Origin of the sequence: Flavobacterium fructosi, from assembly GCF_042787335.1 — a bacterium.
GTDB classification, from domain to species: domain Bacteria; phylum Bacteroidota; class Bacteroidia; order Flavobacteriales; family Flavobacteriaceae; genus Flavobacterium; species Flavobacterium fructosi.
In genome coordinates this window covers 83789-101343 of the sequence record NZ_JBHZQA010000008.1, presented here as the reverse complement: position 1 = coordinate 101343, position 17555 = coordinate 83789, and the positions used below count along the sequence as shown (strand labels likewise).

At 34.4% G+C, this 17555-nt stretch carries 17 protein-coding genes and 1 pseudogene; 7 read left to right on the top strand and 11 right to left on the bottom strand.

What is annotated here, in order from left to right; all coding sequences use genetic code 11:
* The first annotated feature begins 170 nt into the window (after window positions 1-170).
* The 6 genes from ychF (at window position 171) to ACFX5D_RS12525 (ending at window position 7810) form a co-directional block, all read left to right on the top strand.
* Window positions 171-1265: a redox-regulated ATPase YchF gene (gene ychF / locus ACFX5D_RS12550; RefSeq protein WP_379858524.1), complete on the top strand. Its 1095-nt coding sequence runs from the start codon at window positions 171-173 to the stop codon at window positions 1263-1265.
* A gap of 316 nt (window positions 1266-1581) precedes the next feature.
* Window positions 1582-2112 carry an NADPH-dependent FMN reductase gene (locus ACFX5D_RS12545; protein WP_379858523.1) on the top strand — a complete coding sequence of 177 codons (531 nt, stop codon included), beginning with the start codon at window positions 1582-1584 and terminating at the stop codon, window positions 2110-2112.
* Between the two features lie 121 nt (window positions 2113-2233).
* Window positions 2234-4096 (top strand): DNA topoisomerase IV subunit B, encoded by a 1863-nt coding sequence (locus tag ACFX5D_RS12540; RefSeq protein WP_379858522.1) that lies wholly within the window; start codon window positions 2234-2236, stop codon window positions 4094-4096.
* A gap of 11 nt (window positions 4097-4107) precedes the next feature.
* A complete protein-coding gene (locus ACFX5D_RS12535; protein ID WP_379858521.1) occupies window positions 4108-4293 on the top strand; it encodes a hypothetical protein in 186 nt (61 codons plus the stop codon).
* A 50-nt stretch (window positions 4294-4343) separates the two neighbouring features.
* On the top strand, window positions 4344-5117 hold the full coding sequence (locus ACFX5D_RS12530; protein WP_379858520.1) for a PDDEXK nuclease domain-containing protein: 774 nt from the start codon (window positions 4344-4346) through the stop codon (window positions 5115-5117).
* Window positions 5117-7810 carry a DNA gyrase/topoisomerase IV subunit A gene (locus ACFX5D_RS12525; protein ID WP_379858519.1) on the top strand — a complete coding sequence of 898 codons (2694 nt, stop codon included), beginning with the start codon at window positions 5117-5119 and terminating at the stop codon, window positions 7808-7810. Before ACFX5D_RS12530 ends, ACFX5D_RS12525 begins: the two co-directional genes overlap by 1 nt.
* A 60-nt stretch (window positions 7811-7870) precedes the next feature.
* On the opposite strand, the gene ACFX5D_RS12520 is transcribed toward ACFX5D_RS12525, so the two are convergent.
* The 11 genes and pseudogenes from ACFX5D_RS12520 to ACFX5D_RS12470 all read right to left on the bottom strand — a co-directional run bounded on the left by ACFX5D_RS12520 (window position 7871) and on the right by ACFX5D_RS12470 (window position 16226).
* Window positions 7871-8527, bottom strand: a complete 657-nt coding sequence (locus tag ACFX5D_RS12520; protein WP_379858518.1) for a 3'-5' exonuclease — start codon at window positions 8525-8527, stop codon at window positions 7871-7873.
* Between the two features lie 2 nt (window positions 8528-8529).
* A complete protein-coding gene (locus tag ACFX5D_RS12515; protein ID WP_379858517.1) occupies window positions 8530-10449 on the bottom strand; it encodes a DUF294 nucleotidyltransferase-like domain-containing protein in 1920 nt (639 codons plus the stop codon).
* A gap of 160 nt (window positions 10450-10609) precedes the next feature.
* A complete protein-coding gene (locus ACFX5D_RS12510) occupies window positions 10610-11380 on the bottom strand; it encodes a TerC family protein (RefSeq protein WP_379858516.1) in 771 nt (256 codons plus the stop codon).
* 33 nt (window positions 11381-11413) lie between these two features.
* Window positions 11414-11788: a DNA topoisomerase IV gene (locus ACFX5D_RS12505; protein ID WP_379851550.1), complete on the bottom strand. Its 375-nt coding sequence runs from the start codon at window positions 11786-11788 to the stop codon at window positions 11414-11416.
* Window positions 11789-11880: 92 nt separating this feature from the next.
* Window positions 11881-12458: pseudogene (locus ACFX5D_RS12500) on the bottom strand (DUF1572 family protein).
* A 2-nt stretch (window positions 12459-12460) separates the two neighbouring features.
* The gene (locus tag ACFX5D_RS12495) at window positions 12461-13033 is read right to left on the bottom strand and encodes a pentapeptide repeat-containing protein (protein WP_379858515.1); all 573 of its coding nucleotides are present in this window, start codon (window positions 13031-13033) and stop codon (window positions 12461-12463) included.
* Complete coding sequence (locus ACFX5D_RS12490) at window positions 13033-13254, bottom strand: DUF6095 family protein (RefSeq protein ID WP_379851547.1); 222 nt, start codon at window positions 13252-13254, stop codon at window positions 13033-13035. The genes ACFX5D_RS12495 and ACFX5D_RS12490 overlap by 1 nt, the downstream gene beginning before the upstream one ends.
* A 4-nt stretch (window positions 13255-13258) precedes the next feature.
* Window positions 13259-13729: a hypothetical protein gene (locus tag ACFX5D_RS12485; RefSeq protein WP_379858514.1), complete on the bottom strand. Its 471-nt coding sequence runs from the start codon at window positions 13727-13729 to the stop codon at window positions 13259-13261.
* Between the two features lie 47 nt (window positions 13730-13776).
* A complete protein-coding gene (gene murQ / locus ACFX5D_RS12480) occupies window positions 13777-14592 on the bottom strand; it encodes an N-acetylmuramic acid 6-phosphate etherase (RefSeq protein ID WP_379858513.1) in 816 nt (271 codons plus the stop codon).
* A 163-nt stretch (window positions 14593-14755) separates the two neighbouring features.
* Window positions 14756-15424 (bottom strand): ZIP family metal transporter, encoded by a 669-nt coding sequence (locus tag ACFX5D_RS12475; RefSeq protein ID WP_379858512.1) that lies wholly within the window; start codon window positions 15422-15424, stop codon window positions 14756-14758.
* A gap of 37 nt (window positions 15425-15461) precedes the next feature.
* Entirely contained in the window at window positions 15462-16226 is a 765-nt protein-coding gene (locus tag ACFX5D_RS12470) for a class I SAM-dependent methyltransferase (RefSeq protein ID WP_379858511.1), read from the bottom strand.
* Between the two features lie 69 nt (window positions 16227-16295).
* On the opposite strand from ACFX5D_RS12470, the gene ACFX5D_RS12465 reads away from it, so the two are divergent.
* On the top strand, window positions 16296-17507 hold the full coding sequence (locus ACFX5D_RS12465) for a THUMP domain-containing class I SAM-dependent RNA methyltransferase (protein ID WP_379858510.1): 1212 nt from the start codon (window positions 16296-16298) through the stop codon (window positions 17505-17507).
* Window positions 17508-17555 lie beyond the last annotated feature (48 nt).

Below are 17555 nucleotides of genomic sequence, written 5' to 3'. Positions count from 1 at the left end.
TTTTTAACAAAACATTAGCAAATACGCTATTTTTTTATAAAATAGTTATTAAAAAATGGATTAATAATGCTTTTTGGTTTTACGGCATTTATTAAATCTTATATTTGCAAACTTTTAAAGTAAATAGTAAAAACTTTTAACAGGCGACTGTTATCTGAAACAAAAATATCATGAAAGCAGGAATTGTAGGATTACCAAATGTTGGAAAATCAACATTATTCAATTGTTTATCAAATGCAAAGGCGCAAAGTGCTAACTTTCCTTTTTGTACAATCGAACCTAATATAGGTGTAGTTAATGTGCCAGACGCCAGAATCGAAAAATTGGAGGAATTGGTTAAACCGGAACGTGTGCAAATGGCAACCGTAGATATTGTAGATATTGCAGGTTTAGTTAAAGGAGCAAGTAAGGGAGAAGGGCTAGGAAATCAGTTTTTGGGAAATATCAGAGAATGCAATGCAATTATTCACGTTTTGCGTTGTTTTGACAATGATAACATTGTTCACGTTGATGGCAATGTAAACCCAATTCGTGACAAAGAAACCATTGATATTGAGCTGCAGTTGAAAGATTTAGAAAATGTTGAAAAACGTTTAGAAAAAGTAAATCGTGCTGCCAAAACAGGAAATAAAGAAGCACAAACAGAGAAAGCTCTTTTAGATCGAATTAGAGAAACATTACTTCAGGCAAAATCGGCTAGAATAGTTGTTCCTCAAAACAACGACGAAGAGGTTTTAATGGAAGGTTTTCAGTTGATTACAGCAAAACCAGTTTTGTATGTTTGTAATGTTGATGAAAATTCAGCGGTTAACGGAAATAAATATGTTGATCAGGTTCGCGAATTAGTGAAAGATGAAGACGCGGAAGTAATTATTCTTTCGGTTGGCGCTGAAGCTGATATTACGGAGTTAGAGAGCTACGAAGAACGTCAGGTCTTTCTGGAAGATATGGGATTGACGGAGCCAGGAGCTTCTGTATTGATTCGTGCAGCTTACAAATTATTAAAACAACAAACTTATTTTACCGCGGGAGTTAAAGAAGTTCGTGCCTGGACTATAAATATTGGGGCAACTGCGCCACAAGCTGCAGGAGTTATTCACACTGATTTCGAAAAAGGATTCATCCGCGCCGAAGTTATTGCTTACGAAGATTTCGTTCATTATGGTTCAGAAGCAAAATGTAAAGAAGCAGGAAAATTCAAGGTAGAAGGAAAAGAATATATTGTAAAAGATGGCGATGTAATGCATTTTAGATTTAACGTCTAAAGCAGTCATAAAGTCATAAAGTCGAAAGTTAGCCATAACTTTCGACTTTTTTTGTACCTATTCCAGCTTTACACTTCAAGATTTTTCCATCAATCTCTTTTTTCTAAGACAAAAAAGGAGCTTCCTCTGTTCGCACTTTTTTATCAAGAAAAAATAAGATGGATCTAAAAAATGCTTTTCGTTTCAATCTGGGGTAAAATCGCTTTAGTGGAAAATGAAATTGCGTTTTTTCTTATTTGTTTCGTAATCGGTGAATCAGTGGCTAATAGTTTTGTTGCTATTTTATTTTTACTACTTTTAATAAAAACTAATTATCATGAAAATTATTGCCTTTGGCGCAAGCCCCAGTAAAAACTCCATCAACAAAAAATTAGCTACGTATGCAGCATATCTTTTTGAAAATGCGTTAGTTGAAGTATTGGATTTAAATGATTTTCAAATGCCGATTTTTAGTGTAGATATAGAAAAAGAAATTGGGCAGCATGAATTAGCCAAAATATTCCTGGCTAAAATGGCTTCAGCGGACATTTTAGTAGTTTCGATGGTGGAAAATAACGGTAATTATTCTGCGGCTTTTAAGAATATTTTTGATTGGTGTACCAGAATAAATGCGAAAGTTTTTCAGAAAAAACCAATGTTGCTAATGGCTACTTCAACAGGAGCAAAAGGAGGAGCAAGTGTTTTAGGAATCGCTAAAAATGCTTTTCCTTTTTACGGCGGGAATATAAAAGCAACTTTTTCACTACCTAGTTTTGATGCTAATTTTGATGTCGAAAACGGAAAAATTTCAAATCCGGAATTAGATAATCAATTGAAAGAAATTATTAAGAATTTTTCAATCGTTTAATTTTCAATCTTTAAATCTTTCAATTTAGGAATGTCAATATCATTCTTGATAACTTTGAAGGTTTCCTATTTTAAATTTTATTGAATTACACTACATTAGCACCAAATCCACAAAATTTACAATGTCCGATCAAAATCAATATACCGAAGATAATATTCGGTCACTCGACTGGAAAGAACATATTCGCATGCGTCCCGGAATGTACATCGGGAAATTGGGAGATGGTTCTTCGCCAGATGATGGTATTTACATTCTTTTAAAAGAAGTTCTCGACAACTGTATCGATGAATTTGTCATGGGTGCCGGTAAAACAATCGAGGTGACTATTAAAGACAAAACCGTTACTGTTAGAGATTACGGTCGTGGAATTCCATTGGGAAAGGTCATTGATGTAGTGTCCAAAATGAATACGGGTGGAAAATACGATTCTTTGGCATTTAAGAAATCCGTTGGTTTAAATGGAGTAGGAACAAAAGCGGTAAATGCTTTGTCTAATTATTTCCGTGTAGAATCCGTTCGCGATGAGAAACAAAAAGCGGCTGAATTTTCGGCAGGGAACTTAGTTCTCGAAGAAGATATTATTGATACAAGTAAGCGCAAAGGAACTAAAGTAATTTTTACTCCTGACGAAGCGATTTTCAAAAATTACAAATTCAGATATGAATATGTAATCAAAATGCTCAAAAATTATTGTTACTTAAACAATGGTTTAACTATTTTATTTAATGGCGAAAAATATTTTTCTGAAAATGGTCTGAAAGATTTGTTGGAAGAAACCATTCATGCTGATGATTTGGAATATCCAATCATTCATTTGAAAGGCGAGGATATAGAAATTGCGTTAACTCACAGCAAGACACAGTACAGCGAAGAATACCATTCCTTCGTAAACGGACAAAACACAACGCAAGGAGGAACGCACTTAGCGGCGTATCGTGAAGCGATTGTAAAAACCATTAGAGAGTTTTATAATAAAAGTTTCGAAGCTTCAGATGTTCGAAAATCGATTGTTACAGCGATTAGCATCAAAGTAATGGAACCGGTTTTTGAGTCGCAAACGAAGACCAAATTGGGTTCGACAGATATGGGCTCTGATCCGGGGATGCCATCTGTGCGTACTTTTATAAATGATTTTGTAAAAACGAAATTAGATAATTATTTACATAAGAATCCTCCAACTGCAGAAGCATTGTTGAGAAAAATTCTTCAAGCCGAGCGAGAGCGTAAAGAATTATCCGGTATTCGAAAATTAGCGACAGATCGTGCCAAAAAAGCAAATCTGCATAATAAGAAATTAAGGGATTGCCGTGCTCATCTTCCGGATACTAAAAATCCTAAAAATCTGGAAAGTACGCTTTTTATTACGGAGGGAGATTCGGCTTCCGGGTCGATTACCAAATCGCGGGATGTAAATACTCAAGCCGTATTTAGTTTACGTGGTAAGCCTTTGAATTCGTATGGAATGAGTAAGAAAATTGTTTATGAAAATGAAGAATTTAATTTATTGCAAGCTGCACTTGATATTGAAGATGGATTAGAAAAATTGCGGTACAACAACATCGTAATTGCAACTGATGCCGATGTCGATGGAATGCATATTCGATTGTTATTAATTACTTTTTTCCTGCAGTTTTTTCCGGAGTTAATAAAAGAAGGGCATTTGTATATTTTGCAAACGCCACTTTTCAGAGTTCGAAATAAGAAAGAAACAATATATTGTTATTCTGATGAGGAAAGAAAAGCGGCAATCGAAAAATTAAAACCAAAACCGGAAATCACTCGATTTAAAGGATTGGGAGAAATTTCTCCAGATGAATTCAAAAATTTCATTGGAGAAACCATTCGTTTAGATCCGATTATGATGGATAAAAATACTTCGATTGAGCAATTGTTGTCTTTTTATATGGGTAAAAACACTCCGGACCGACAAGAGTTTATCATCAAGAATTTGAAGGTAGATTTGGATGTAATGGAGAAAGTTTAAATCATTATAAAATGCCTACAAAAAACATAATGATTTTTATCGTTATATTATTCGTGATTAGTTTTTTAGTTATCTTTTTTATTACAAGTAGTAATTACTACAAAGAATGTGATAATGTCGTAAATAAAGAGTTAGATAAAAATGGAATTGAGGCTGCAAAAAAAGAGCATGGTTGTAATGAAAAATATTCTTTTTAGAATTTTTAGAACAAAATTAAAATTAATTAGTATTCAATAGAATATATTTAATGAAAGACGAAGAAAATACAGTTCCAGATAATCTTCAAAATAAAGCTTTATTCGCTCAAGTAGTCGCGCTATTGCAAAATGCCCGTCAACAGGTTTTACGCACCGTAAATTCAACAATGGTTTATACTTATTTTGAAATAGGAAGAATGACTGTTGAAGAAGAGCAAAACGGAAAAGAACGTGCGAAATACGGAAAACAACTACTAAAAGGACTTTCTGAAAAGTTGACTATTAAGTTTGGAAAAGGGTTTTCTGTAGAAAATCTTGATCGAATGAGAAAATTTTATAAAACATATTCAATTTCGTCATCACTGATAACGAAATTGAATCTTGAGAAATCCGATACACTGTTGCGGATTTCTAAAAATTCAATTTCACAGTCACTGACTGGGGTTTCTGAAAATCAAAAAGAGCAGTCGCTGATTTCGTTTTTTAAATTGACTTGGACACATTATGTTCTCTTAATGCGAATTGACGATGAGAGAGAAAGACGTTTTTATGAAATAGAATCCGAAAAATACAATTGGAGTGTTCGGGAATTAAAACGACAATATAATTCAGCTCTTTATACTCGATTGGCTTTAAGTCGAGAAAGAGAAATGCGTTTGGAAGACGAAAATAAAACAATAGGAATTGTTCTTTGCCAAAATAAGAGTGATTTGGCTGTAGAATATACTTTACCAGAAAATAATGAGCAATTTTTTGCTAGCAAATACAAAACAATTCTGCCAAGCAGAGAAGATTTAATACAATTAATTTCGGAATCAAGATAATGAAAGACGAAGAAGACGATAACATATTACCAGAAGGTCAAGAAGAAGAAAATACAGTTGGAGAAGATGCTTTTGAAGATATAATTTCTACAGGAGGACAACATTTTTACGATAATCAAGAAGACGGAAACGATACCATTACCAAAGTTACGGGAATGTACAAGGACTGGTTTCTCGATTATGCTTCTTATGTGATTCTGGAACGTGCAGTTCCGGCGATTGAGGACGGTTTTAAGCCGGTTCAGCGCAGAATTATGCACTCTTTAAAGGAATTAGATGACGGTCGTTATAATAAAGTTGCCAATGTTGTAGGACACACCATGCAGTATCATCCTCACGGTGATCAAAGTATTGGTGATGCCATGGTACAAATTGGACAGAAAGAATTGCTGATTGACTGTCAGGGAAACTGGGGAAATATTCTAACGGGAGATGGAGCTGCGGCTTCTCGTTACATTGAAGCACGTTTATCTAAATTTGCTTTGGAAGTTTTATATTCTCCAAAGATTACGGATTGGGGTGTTTCTTACGATGGTCGTCGTGCCGAGCCCAATAATCTGCCTGTAAAGTTTCCATTATTATTGGCTTCTGGAGCTGAGGGAATCGCTGTGGGTCTTTCGACGAAAGTGTTACCTCATAATTTCAATGAGTTAATTGATTCGTCAATAAAAATTCTGAAAGGTAAACTATTTACCTTATATCCTGATTTCTTGACACAAGGTATTGCTGATGTGTCTAATTATAATGATGGATTGCGTGGCGGACGTGTGCGTGTGCGTGCCAAAATTGCACAACTGGACAAAAATACTTTAGTGATTACCCAAATTCCATTTTCAACCAATACTACGACTTTGATTGACAGTATTTTGAAAGCCAATGATAAAGGGAAAATCAAGATCAAGAAAATTGAGGACAATACTGCCGCTGAAGTTGAGATTTTAATCCATCTTTTTCCGGGTGTTTCACCGGATAAAACCATAGATGCATTATTTGCTTTTACAGCTTGCGAAACCTCGGTAGCGCCATTAGGCTGCGTGATTGAAGATAATAAACCGCTCTTTATCGGGGTTTCTGATATGTTGAAAATTTCAACAAACAGAACTGTCCAACTTTTGAAAAGCGAACTGGAAATACAGTTGACGGAATTAGAAGAACAATGGCATTTTCTTTCTTTGGAACGAATTTTTATCGAAAATAAAATCTATCGTGATATTGAAGAAATGACGACTCGAGAAACGGTAATAATGGCCGTTGATGATGGTTTAAAACCACACATAAAACACTTAAAACGAGCCGTTACCGAAGAAGATATTCTCCGTTTGTTGGATATTCGAATCATGCGTATTTCTAAGTTTGACAGTAATAAAGCGCAAGATAAAATTGAAGCGCTTGAGGGTGATATCGAACAGGTAAAACACAATTTAGAACATCTTATCGATTTTGCAATTGCTTATTTTGCCAAGTTAAAGGAGAAGTACGGTAAAGGAAGAGAACGTCAAACAGAACTTCGTATTTTTGATGATATCGAAGCAACGAAAGTAGTTTTAAGAAATACTAAATTATACGTAAATAAGGAAGAAGGTTTCGTTGGTACAAGTTTGAAAAAAGACGAGTACGTAACGGATTGTTCTGATATTGATGATGTCATCGTGTTTCTTCGTGACGGAAAAATGATGATTACAAAAGTAGATGCCAAAACCTTCGTGGGTAAAGACATTATACATATTGCTATTTTTGACAAAAGCGATAAAAGAACGATTTATAACATGATTTATCGTGACGGAAAATCAGGTCCTTCATACATAAAAAGGTTCAATGTTTCTGGTGTAACTAGAGACAAGGCCTATGATTTAACCAATGAAACAGCGGGTTCACAAGTGCTTTATTTTTCTTGTAATCCAAATGGGGAAGCAGAGGTTATCGCGATTATGTTACGTCAGGTAGGAAGTGTCAAAAAACTGAAATTCGATATTGATTTTGCTAGTTTAACCATTAAGGGAAGAGCTTCTAAAGGGAATTTGGTAACCAAATATCCTATCAAAAAAATCGAATTGAAAGAAAAAGGGATTTCCACTTTATTACCTAGAAAAGTTTGGTTTGATGATACCGTTCAACGATTAAACGTAGACGGACGTGGGAATTTGTTAGGCGAATTCAGACCTAGTGATAAGATTCTGATTGTATCGCAACCCGGAAAAATAAAAGTAATTACACCGGAATTGTCTACGCATTTTGATCAAGATATGGTTGTTTTAGAAAAATGGGTTCCTAAAAAACCGATTTCGGCAATTTATTATGACGGTGAAAAAGAGCGTTATTATATCAAACGTTTCTTGGTAGAAATTGAAAATAAAGAGGAGAGTTTTATCACAGAACATTCTAACTCAAGATTAGAAATTGTATCAACAGATTATCGTCCGGTAGCTGAATTAATTTTTATAAAAGTAAAAGGTGTTCAAAAAGATAATATGACGATAGATATAGAATCCTATATCGGCATAAAAGGATTTAAGGCTCTTGGCAATCAATTGACAACAGATAAATTGAAACAAGTAAATCTTTTGGCCCCTTTGCCTTATGAAATTCCAGAGGAGATCATTGTTAAAGAATTGGAAGTCAAAGGAGAAACTGACGGTGATGATGCGGATATCCAACTGGAAGATGATGGGCAGATAACATTAACTTTAGAATAAATAAAAACCTCCGCAATTGCGGAAGTTTTTATTGACTGATATCATTGCCGTGTTTTGTCTCTATGTAAACAGTTGGTTTAGAGTTTTATCTTTTTTTTCTTTCAATTTTGTTAAAATTTTTAAAAAAGCAATTGCAGTGATGTAAGCGTCCCCCATTGCAGTATGCCTATCTTCTTTTGATATATCAAATTTATCCGCAAGTTCGTCTAAACTATAGGTTTCTTTGCGTTGTATTATGTATGATTTCAGCAATGTTTTTTTATAAAGAAAAGCAGTATCTAATGTCTTATTTGTTAATTTCGGCAATCCATTTCTCTCCAGTGCCTTATTAATCATAGTAATGTCAAATATGGTGTGGTGTGCAATTATTATGGAATCTCCTAAAAAGACTAAAAACTGTTGTAAGGCCTCTAATTCTGTAAGGCGGTCTAACGCAAAATCCTTCAGGATTCCATGAATTTTTGCGGTGGCTTTATCGTAATGATCTTGCTGAATATAAACTTCAAAGCTATCGGGAATGGAAATCGTATTGTTTTGTAAAACGACAGCCCCGATACAAAGGATTCGATCAGCAGTATAATCAAAACCAGTGGTTTCTGTGTCCAAGATTACAAAACGTGTTGCATCAATACCGTTTGATTGTTTGTCATCAGTTGATGTTTCAGATTTGTTCCAAAACTTAAATAAACCATCTTTACTTTTTTTAAATAAATTCATCCTTAAAGTATATTAGAAGGATTAAAACGAATGGTAATGAGTTCTTGTAGATCCTTAATAGTTTTGAAAGTTCTTTTTAGCTTTATTTTTTCTAATTTAGAAAGTGTTTCTAAAGAAATAAACTGACCGGAGTCATTATGTAAAAGTCCTTGCTTAGTTCTAAATTTTAATAATGCTTTAAAGGAATACGAACAGGATAAATATAACTCCTTATTTTGCGGTTCTAATTCCGCCAATTTTTCGAATCGCTCAGGGGTATTACTAATGGATTTGACGGAATGAGAAAGGATAAGAACTCGAGCGGCATCCGACAATGGCATTAAAGCACGTCTTTTGATATCAAAGAAATCTTTATGGGCGCCATCCTGCTCTAAAAGAAATTGTCTGAAGAATCCTGTCGGAGAGGGACTTTGTAATGCCCCACTAACTAAATGAATATAGAAAACAGGGTTGGCCTTGATGTTGTCAAAGATATAGTCGGAGAGGTTGTTGACAAGTTCACTATCTCCGTAGGATAAACTATAATCAAAAAATATAAAGGACAATAATACCTCAGTTTTCCCCGGATTTGTGATCCAGTGAGATACTAGACTTTTCCATTGGCTCAGACTGAGACACCATTTAGGATTAGAGGCCATCATTTCTGCCGGACAGTAGTCATAACCGATATCAAAAAGTCCTTTATTAACATAGGTAGCCAGTTCTAGAAAATACGCATTAGTAGTTTCTTTGAGTTCCTCTGAAACATCTTCATAAACGAGCGCATTGTCTTGATCAGTATGAAGCAGCTGCTCGCTTCTTCCCTGGCTTCCTAATGCCAGCCACGCAAACTTCACAGGTGGAGGGCTTTTCATTTTTTTCAGTGCGATTGCAATGACTTGCTTTATGCAGACATCATTCAATTCTGTAATTATTTTAGAAATTAAGGTCATAGGAATATTTTGATCCAAATATCCTTGCAGTAATTGCATAATGTTTGTCCTAATGGGCTTTATTTCTTTAAATTTTTTAGCTCTTTTTACCGCTTTTATTAACACTGCGGGATTATTACCCAACGCCACCATAACATCATGCTTGGAAAGAATTCCTATCGCTTTTGTATTTACAGTTCCATCTTTCGTAATACAAATATGGCTTATATTACTTTTCATCATTGCCATTTGGGCCTGGGTAATGGTCATTTTTTTTGGATACGTAATAACAGGAGTTGTCATTATTAAAGCAGCTGTAGTTGTGATAGGAAATTCTCCTGTTACTATTTTGTTCCTTAGATCCTTATCTGTAATAATACCAATAGGAAGTTTGTCCTCTATGACAAGAATGGCCCCAACATTCTTTTTAGTCATAGTTTGGGCTATGATTTTTGCAGAAGTTGTTGAGAAACAAGTAATTATTTTTTTTGAATATTTGACAGGTTGTAAGTCAAGGATATTTTTATTAGGATCAGGAATTTCTATGTCCTTTAAATCTCCGTATAATTTTCCGCTGTGACTTTTGGAATACGGATTGCGGGTGTTGGAGGCAAAGCTTTCTATTAAAAAATTACCCACAGCTCTATTTTCTAAAGCGTAAGGTTTGAAAATAGCAATGGGAATAGCATAAAGAATACTTTCTTCATAGGTCATGGCTTCCATCTTATAGTTCTCATTGGCTATCAGTGGCCTCAAACCAAAAATATCTCCCTCATCACACATGTCTAAAATGTCATTACTAAGACTATTTCTTAGAATAACGGCTCCTTTATGAACGATGTAAAAACAGTCATGAGTATCTTCATTTTCAGCAAATACAACACTATCTTTTTCTTTGTAAATAATAGATATTTGTTCCGAAAGGGTTTCAATATCTTTTTGATGTAAAAAGTTAAAAGGAGGAAAATTTTTTAAAAAGTCCGCAACTCTATGGGAAATGGTATTTTTCAAGGGGCTTATTTGTGTATAAGATAATTTATAAAAAATAAAATAAAAAGAAAAAAGACCATGTTAGGGTCTTTTTAGTGTTACCCTAATTAACGGGGGATTATATTTTCAGAATAATAAGCAAGTTCGCATAAAGCAGTTTGTTTATCAAAAAATAATTTCATTATTTCTTTTTTGTCATTTTCATATTCAGCACTTCGACTAAAAGTGAGAATGAAATGGCAAAATATAAATATCCTTTTGGTACCGGTGTAACGTGGTTTCCAAAGATTAAGGCATCAGATAAATGAGCACTCTCCGTAAGCAACATAAAACCAATTAGTATCAAAAATGATAAACCCAATATTTGAATAGATGGATGTTTATTTACAAAATTCCCGACAGGTACAGCAAATTGCATCATTATTAACACCGAAATAACCACTGCAGTTATCATTATGTAAATAGCACCTTCGACTCCGTTTGTCATTCCTACCGCTGTAAGAATACTGTCAAAAGAGAAAACTAAATCAATCATAATAATTTGTAGTAAGACATTTTGAAATGATTTTGTTGCTGCCTTACCTAATTCTTTTTCTTCATGTCCTTTCTCGTCGACTTTCTCCCTAATTTCATTCGTACTCTTGTAAATTAAGAATAATCCTCCACCAAGTAAAATAAGACTCTGACCTGTAACTCCAGCCGAAAACCAACTGAAATCGATGTGAAACCAAGGTTCCTTCATTTGAATTAAAAGATTAATACCAAATAAAAGTCCAATTCTCATAAACATGGCAAGGAACATTCCAACTTTGGTTGCTTTTTTTCGTTGCTCAATTGGTAATTTTCCGGTGGCAATCGATATAAAAATAATATTGTCGATTCCCAATACGATCTCTAGAAACGTTAATGTTAACAAGGCGACCCACGCATCGGGATTTAAAAATACTTCCATTTTATTAAGTTATGAATTATGAATCTGAAAAGTTTAATCTGAAATCTTGGTAACGATACCTTTTTGTTTTGTGTCTAAACCGACCATTCCAAATTCAAAGGTATAAGAATTTTTTGAGGTTGTCAAAATTTTCATATCGATTGCTTTTTCTTCTGCTTTATTTTTAGGATGTATTTTGCGCAAAATATATTCGCAATCATTTACCCATCGTATCGAAGCAGTATCTGTTTTACCGTCAAAAGTTTCGATTTCGATACTGTCATTACGTTCAAAAAAAGTTGTTTTTTTGATGCCATTTACTTTGTATTCAAATTTGAATTTCCCAGTTTTAAATGCTGCGCAGTTGCGCTCCACATTATAACATGATAGTAATAGAAATAGTGGGAGGAGAAGTATTATTTTTTTCATTTTTTTTTGGAGCTATTTCCTGCTATCCGTTTCAATCTTTTTTTTGTTCCTCAAAAAAGGATTTTCACTTCTATCAGGGAAGTTTATAATAGTTATTTTAATCGTTTTAATTCTTCATCAGTAAAATTTTTGATGCTTTTTTCTTGAGAAAATTTATCAGCATTATAACTGTTGGATTTATTTTTTGGAATCGACAAACTTTCCCAATCGCTTTTTTTCAGTTGTTTTGCATAAAATACAATTTGTCCAACATGATACGGATAATGGGCTAGTTGTCTGTTGATGGCTTCTATAACAGAATGTCCTTCATTTCTAATATATATATAATCTGAGAAAGTTGCTCGGGTTGAAATCCGTTTAAAGCAGTAAACAAACATTCCCAGGCTTTGTTCCAAAGTGCTAAAACTTCTTCTTTTGACTGCAAATCATTTTCGAATTCCGCATCTCGATTGCGCCATTCTTTTTCGCCATCTGTAGTCAGAAAATCAGTCCATCTGGAACGCATATTTCCTGAAAGATGTTTTACAATAGTGGCAATGCTATTTGTATCGTCATTTACAGCGAAAAAAAGTTGCTCTGGTTCTAGTTGGTCAATAGCTTTTTCTCCCAAAGTTTTATAATAGAGAAATTGCTTTTTTACACTTTCGACATATTGATTATTGATTTCCATGATTAGAGGATTTTAATATCATATTTGTCTAAAAGTCCCGGAATTCCTTGTGTCGAAAACTTGGCTTTCTTCATGGGATTGAATTCGGGATCAATTTTATAATTGTATGCGGTTGTAAAATCGACTTCCTTGAGTTGGGTTTCATTGAAAACAGCATTGTCTAAATTACAATTTTCAAGTACCGAATTCGAAAGAGTCGCACCTGCAAAATTAACTTCTTTCATAGAACAGGAATTGAATTTTGTCTTTGGCATCTTTTTATTAGCAAAAGAGGAATAATCCAAAACACAATCCTGAAAATGAACGCTAAATAAGAAATCAGTACAAGTGTTAAAATGGATTCCCAGCAATTTACAATTTTTAAAACTAACCGTTTTCAGGCTTGTTCCTGCTAAATTAGTCATGGCCAAATTACAATCGATGAACTCGCAATCCATAAAAGTGTTATTTGAAAAATCACTATTAGAGAAATCACAATTCTTGAAAATACAATCCTCAAATTCTCTATAACTTATTTTCTTGCCGATATAAATAATTTTTTCAAATGTTTTTTGAATGTGAATCAAATCTTCCATTAGTCGTTAAATAAGCTTTTCATAATTGTTTTTAATCCTAAATACATCAGAAACATGGCAGCAAGGCAAGCAATGATTCCGATTGCTAAAACCAAATAATGCCAGGCATTTTGTTGATTCATAAACGCATTATAAATCAATGATGGACCAATAAATAGTAGGGGCAAAGCTCCCGCTAAATATCTGATTCCTTTGGATAATAGTTCTTTGTTAGTTGCCATTGATTTAAAAAGAGATTCGCATACCAATTCCGTTTTGATTGGTAATAACATTAATTTTTTCGAAATTAAAACTAGTTTTATTGATTAACAGAGATTCATTGTATCCATCAATTGCCTTCTTTATTTTTTTTGAATGACCAATTATTACTGGAATAGATATAAGTGTAGATGCCAATCCAACATAAGTTAATGCTGTAGGATAGGTTTTATCTTGTGTTAATCCTGTAACCAAATCAGACCCTAAAATGCCTATTCCAAATCCCAAAAGCAATCCGCCTACTGCAGCTTTCGTTCTGCCTTGTTGGTATTGTTCAAGAAGTTGGGGTTGCGAAGCAAGCAATTCTTTTACCGCGGTGTTCGAAAGTTTTTGGTTGTTGAAATCATATATTCTCCCGCTTGATTTCAAAGTAAGTTGTTGAGAAAATGATAGTGCAGAAAACAGTAAAAAAGCAAAGAGTAGGATTTTTGATTTCATATAATTGTTTAATGTTAAGGTTTTTTGTAAAATTAAATAGAAGCGGTTTACTGCCCCATGTAATTATTAACTGCTTTTCTAACGCTTCCGTAATTTTTTAATAATTCGGAAGCTTGTTCGTAGGAAACAGGAATTTCACCCATAATCATTTTTACACCTCGATCAACCAATTTGTTATTGCTCAATTGCATATCGACCATTTTATTGCCTTTTACTTTACCGAGTTGAATCATAGTTGCTGTTGAAATCATATTGAGCACTAATTTTTGTGCTGTTCCTGCTTTCATGCGGGAGCTTCCTGTTACAAATTCAGGTCCTACAACTACTTCGATTGGGAATTTTGCGATTTGGGAAAGTGGACTTCCCGCATTGCAAGAAATGCTTCCTGTAGTGATATTATTTTCGTTACAAGCTTGTAATCCTCCAATAACATAAGGTGTTGTTCCTGAAGCGGCTATTCCCACAACAACATCATTCTCGTTTATATCGAATGCTTTTAAATCAATCCAAGCCTGAGTAGCATTGTCTTCGGCATTTTCTACGGCTCTGCGAATGGCGGCATCGCCACCGGCAATAATCCCAATTACTAAATCGAAAGGAACACCAAAGGTTGGCGGACATTCCGATGCATCAAGAATTCCTAAACGGCCCGAAGTTCCTGCGCCAATGTAGAATAATCGACCACCTAATTTCATTTTAGCAACGATTTCAGTCACTAAAAGTTCTATTTGCGACAACGCTTTTTCTACGGCAAGCGGAACGGTCTTGTCTTCCGCATTGATATTCAATAACAATTCTTGAACCGACATTTTTTCTAAATGTTGGTATTTTGAAGATTGTTCAGTGGTTTTTGTAAAGGTCATTTTTTTTATTTTTTTTGTACGGACAACTCGCAAATTGTCCGTACAATATTTTTTTTTGCGTGAGGGTTAGCAGCGGAAATCCTTTTTATCATGAAGCGGTAGCGGAATGAAAAAAGATTGCAGCGAATAGCCCGACCCTTGCGGTCACGCCCAAATTGTTTAATTATATAAAATACGCCAAGGCAATTCCTATTACGATCATAGAAACTTTGACGATATTAAATTTGTGACCTTCACTGCTTTCGAAAATGATAGTGGATGAAATATGGAATAATATTCCAATTACAACAGCCGTTATTTCGTCATAATATTCATTTAAAACCGGTAGAGAACCCGATAAAAAGGTCCCTAGTGGTGTCATAATTGCAAAGGTAACCATAAAGATAAAAATTGCCTTATTGCTTAGACTTGAATTAATGAAAAATGTTGTAAGAATAATGGCAATTGGTAAATGATGGATGGCAATTCCTAAGGCTAAATCATGATGATGGCTTACGGGAAATCCTTCTAAAAAGGCATGAATGCAAAGGCTGATGAATAAAAGCCATGGAATATGATTCATGTTTGCGTGCCCGTGAACATGCCCGTGTTCTGCACCTTTGGAGAAAAATTCCAGTATGATTTGGAATAAAATTCCCAACATAATAAAAAGGCCGATGTTGCCATTTTTACTTTCATAAACTTCCGGTAATAGGTGCATCACCGTTAATGAAAGCAAAAACGAACCGCTGAAGGCCAATAATAATTTCAGATTGGTTTTGTCGTTTGGCTTCAAAACCAGAGCAATACCGTACCCTAGTAGTACCGAAAGTAATGGTAAAAGATAATTCATGTTTTTTGCTTAACCGTTTGTTTGTCTAACCCAATAACTATTTAAAAATCATGATAAGTCGTTCACTATCTGTTTTGTGGAATTTTTTTAATTTATAATCTCCAAAAATATCCAACAGGTAAATTCCGGCTTCCTCCATTAATTGTTCAAAATCGGGAAGCGCCAAAGCTTTTACTTTTTCGGTAAAATGAAATTTTTGACCTTTGTCTTCAAAGTCAATTTCTTTAAAAATATGACCGTCTTTTAGATAGCGTTTGATGTAAAATTCGATTTCATCTACGGTTTTAGTTTCTTCAGGAACTAAGGTTTCGAGCACATGAGCGACATTCATAAAGTCAATCACGGCAAATCCATATTCGGATAAGCTGTCTTTGATGGCTTTTAAAGTGGTTAGATTGTCCTCGTCATTCTCGAAATAGCCAAAGCTGGTAAACAAATTGAAAATAGCATCGTATTTTTCTTCAAAAGGTTCACGCATATCATGAACTTTGAAATGTAGTGTTTCATTGGTGTTTTTAGAAGCTTCAGCAATACTATTTTCTGATAAATCAGCACCCAGAACGTCAAATCCCAATTGGTTTAAATAAATAGAATGGCGTCCCTTGCCGCAAGCTAAATCTAGTACTTTTGCGTTTTCGGGAAGATTAAGGTAGTGTGTAATATTATCCATAAAAACCTGAGCTTCTCTATAATTCCTTTCTTTATAAAGAATGTGATAATACGGAGTGTCAAACCAAGACGTGTACCAGTTTTCAGATGATTTCAATTGATTTTCAGTTGGTGGATTTTGTGCTGCAGACATTTATTCTTTTTCAATTAATTCGATTCAGGCAAATTTAGTGTATTTTTGCAACGAATACTTGATTTTACAATGGAAAATAATTTTAAAATGGTTGCCAAAACCTTTTTTGGTTTTGAAGAAATATTAGCGAAAGAATTGCAGATGTTGGGCGCGCAAAACGTTGAACAAGGTGTGAGAATGGTAAGTTTTAAAGGGGATAAAGGGTTTATGTACAAAGCGAATTTATCTTTGCGTACGGCTTTGAAAATCTTAAAACCTATTTATTTTTTCAAGGCTAATAACGAACAGGCTTTATACAAAGGCATTTCGGGAGTAAATTGGTCTAAATTACTTAACGCCAATCAGACTTTTGTGATTGACGCTACGGTACATTCGGAATATTTTAATCACTCAGAATTTGTTTCTCAAAAATGTAAAGATGCGATTGTTGATCAATTTAGAGAAAGAACCGGGCAACGTCCCAGTATTGATAAAGTTTTTCCTGATTTGAGAATTAATATCCACATTGACAAAGATCAGGTTTCGGTTGCATTGGATACTTCTGGAAATTCATTGCATCAACGTGGTTATAGGACAGCTACGAATATTGCCCCTATCAACGAAGTTTTGGCAGCAGGAATCTTGTTGCTGTCGGGTTGGGATGGTCAAGGTGATTTCTTGGATCCAATGTGTGGTTCTGGAACTTTTCTGGCGGAAGCAGCTATGATTGCCTGTAATATTCCAGCAAACATTAACCGTAAAGAATTTGCTTTCGAAAAATGGAACGATTGGGACAATGATTTATTTGATAGTATTTCGGACAGCTTATTGAAAAGAGTCAGAGAGTTTCATTACACTATAAAAGGTTACGATAAGGCACCAAGTGCGGTTCAAAAAGCCAAAGACAATATCAAAAATGCCAATCTTGATGAGTACATCACCATCGAGGAAAAGAACTTTTTTGATACCGAAAAAACGTCAAAGGGTAAGTTACACATGGTTTTCAATCCGCCTTATGATGAGCGTTTGGATATCCATATGGAAGAATTCTACAAAAGCATTGGCGATACTTTAAAGAAAAATTATCCTGGTACAAATGCTTGGTTTATTACAGCAAATCTGGAAGCGCTGAAATACGTTGGATTAAAACCTTCCAGAAAAATCAAACTTTTTAACGCGAGTTTAGAAGCTAGATTAGTGAAATACGAAATGTATGAGGGAAGTAAGAGAACGAAGTTTCAAGTTACGGATGACAGTTCTGAAAATTCAGAAAACGTTAATAAGGATGAAATAGTAGAATAGGCTAGTAGCTTCAGATTAAAAGAAATAACTCATAACTCAGCATTTAGT

Coding starts and splice junctions, on each gene's coding strand:
- murQ (WP_379858513.1), bottom strand. CDS start 14,592: ATGACCTTTACAAAAACCACTGAACAATCTTCAAAATACCAACATTTA.
- ACFX5D_RS12505 (WP_379851550.1), bottom strand. CDS start 11,788: ATGAAAAAAATAATACTTCTCCTCCCACTATTTCTATTACTATCATGT.
- ychF (WP_379858524.1), top strand. CDS start 171: ATGAAAGCAGGAATTGTAGGATTACCAAATGTTGGAAAATCAACATTA.
- ACFX5D_RS12530 (WP_379858520.1), top strand. CDS start 4,344: ATGAAAGACGAAGAAAATACAGTTCCAGATAATCTTCAAAATAAAGCT.
- ACFX5D_RS12520 (WP_379858518.1), bottom strand. CDS start 8,527: ATGAATTTATTTAAAAAAAGTAAAGATGGTTTATTTAAGTTTTGGAAC.
- ACFX5D_RS12490 (WP_379851547.1), bottom strand. CDS start 13,254: ATGGCAACTAACAAAGAACTATTATCCAAAGGAATCAGATATTTAGCG.
- ACFX5D_RS12485 (WP_379858514.1), bottom strand. CDS start 13,729: ATGAAATCAAAAATCCTACTCTTTGCTTTTTTACTGTTTTCTGCACTA.
- ACFX5D_RS12540 (WP_379858522.1), top strand. CDS start 2,234: ATGTCCGATCAAAATCAATATACCGAAGATAATATTCGGTCACTCGAC.
- ACFX5D_RS12535 (WP_379858521.1), top strand. CDS start 4,108: ATGCCTACAAAAAACATAATGATTTTTATCGTTATATTATTCGTGATT.
- ACFX5D_RS12470 (WP_379858511.1), bottom strand. CDS start 16,226: ATGTCTGCAGCACAAAATCCACCAACTGAAAATCAATTGAAATCATCT.
- ACFX5D_RS12545 (WP_379858523.1), top strand. CDS start 1,582: ATGAAAATTATTGCCTTTGGCGCAAGCCCCAGTAAAAACTCCATCAAC.
- ACFX5D_RS12510 (WP_379858516.1), bottom strand. CDS start 11,380: ATGGAAGTATTTTTAAATCCCGATGCGTGGGTCGCCTTGTTAACATTA.
- ACFX5D_RS12495 (WP_379858515.1), bottom strand. CDS start 13,033: ATGGAAGATTTGATTCACATTCAAAAAACATTTGAAAAAATTATTTAT.
- ACFX5D_RS12475 (WP_379858512.1), bottom strand. CDS start 15,424: ATGAATTATCTTTTACCATTACTTTCGGTACTACTAGGGTACGGTATT.
- ACFX5D_RS12465 (WP_379858510.1), top strand. CDS start 16,296: ATGGAAAATAATTTTAAAATGGTTGCCAAAACCTTTTTTGGTTTTGAA.
- ACFX5D_RS12525 (WP_379858519.1), top strand. CDS start 5,117: ATGAAAGACGAAGAAGACGATAACATATTACCAGAAGGTCAAGAAGAA.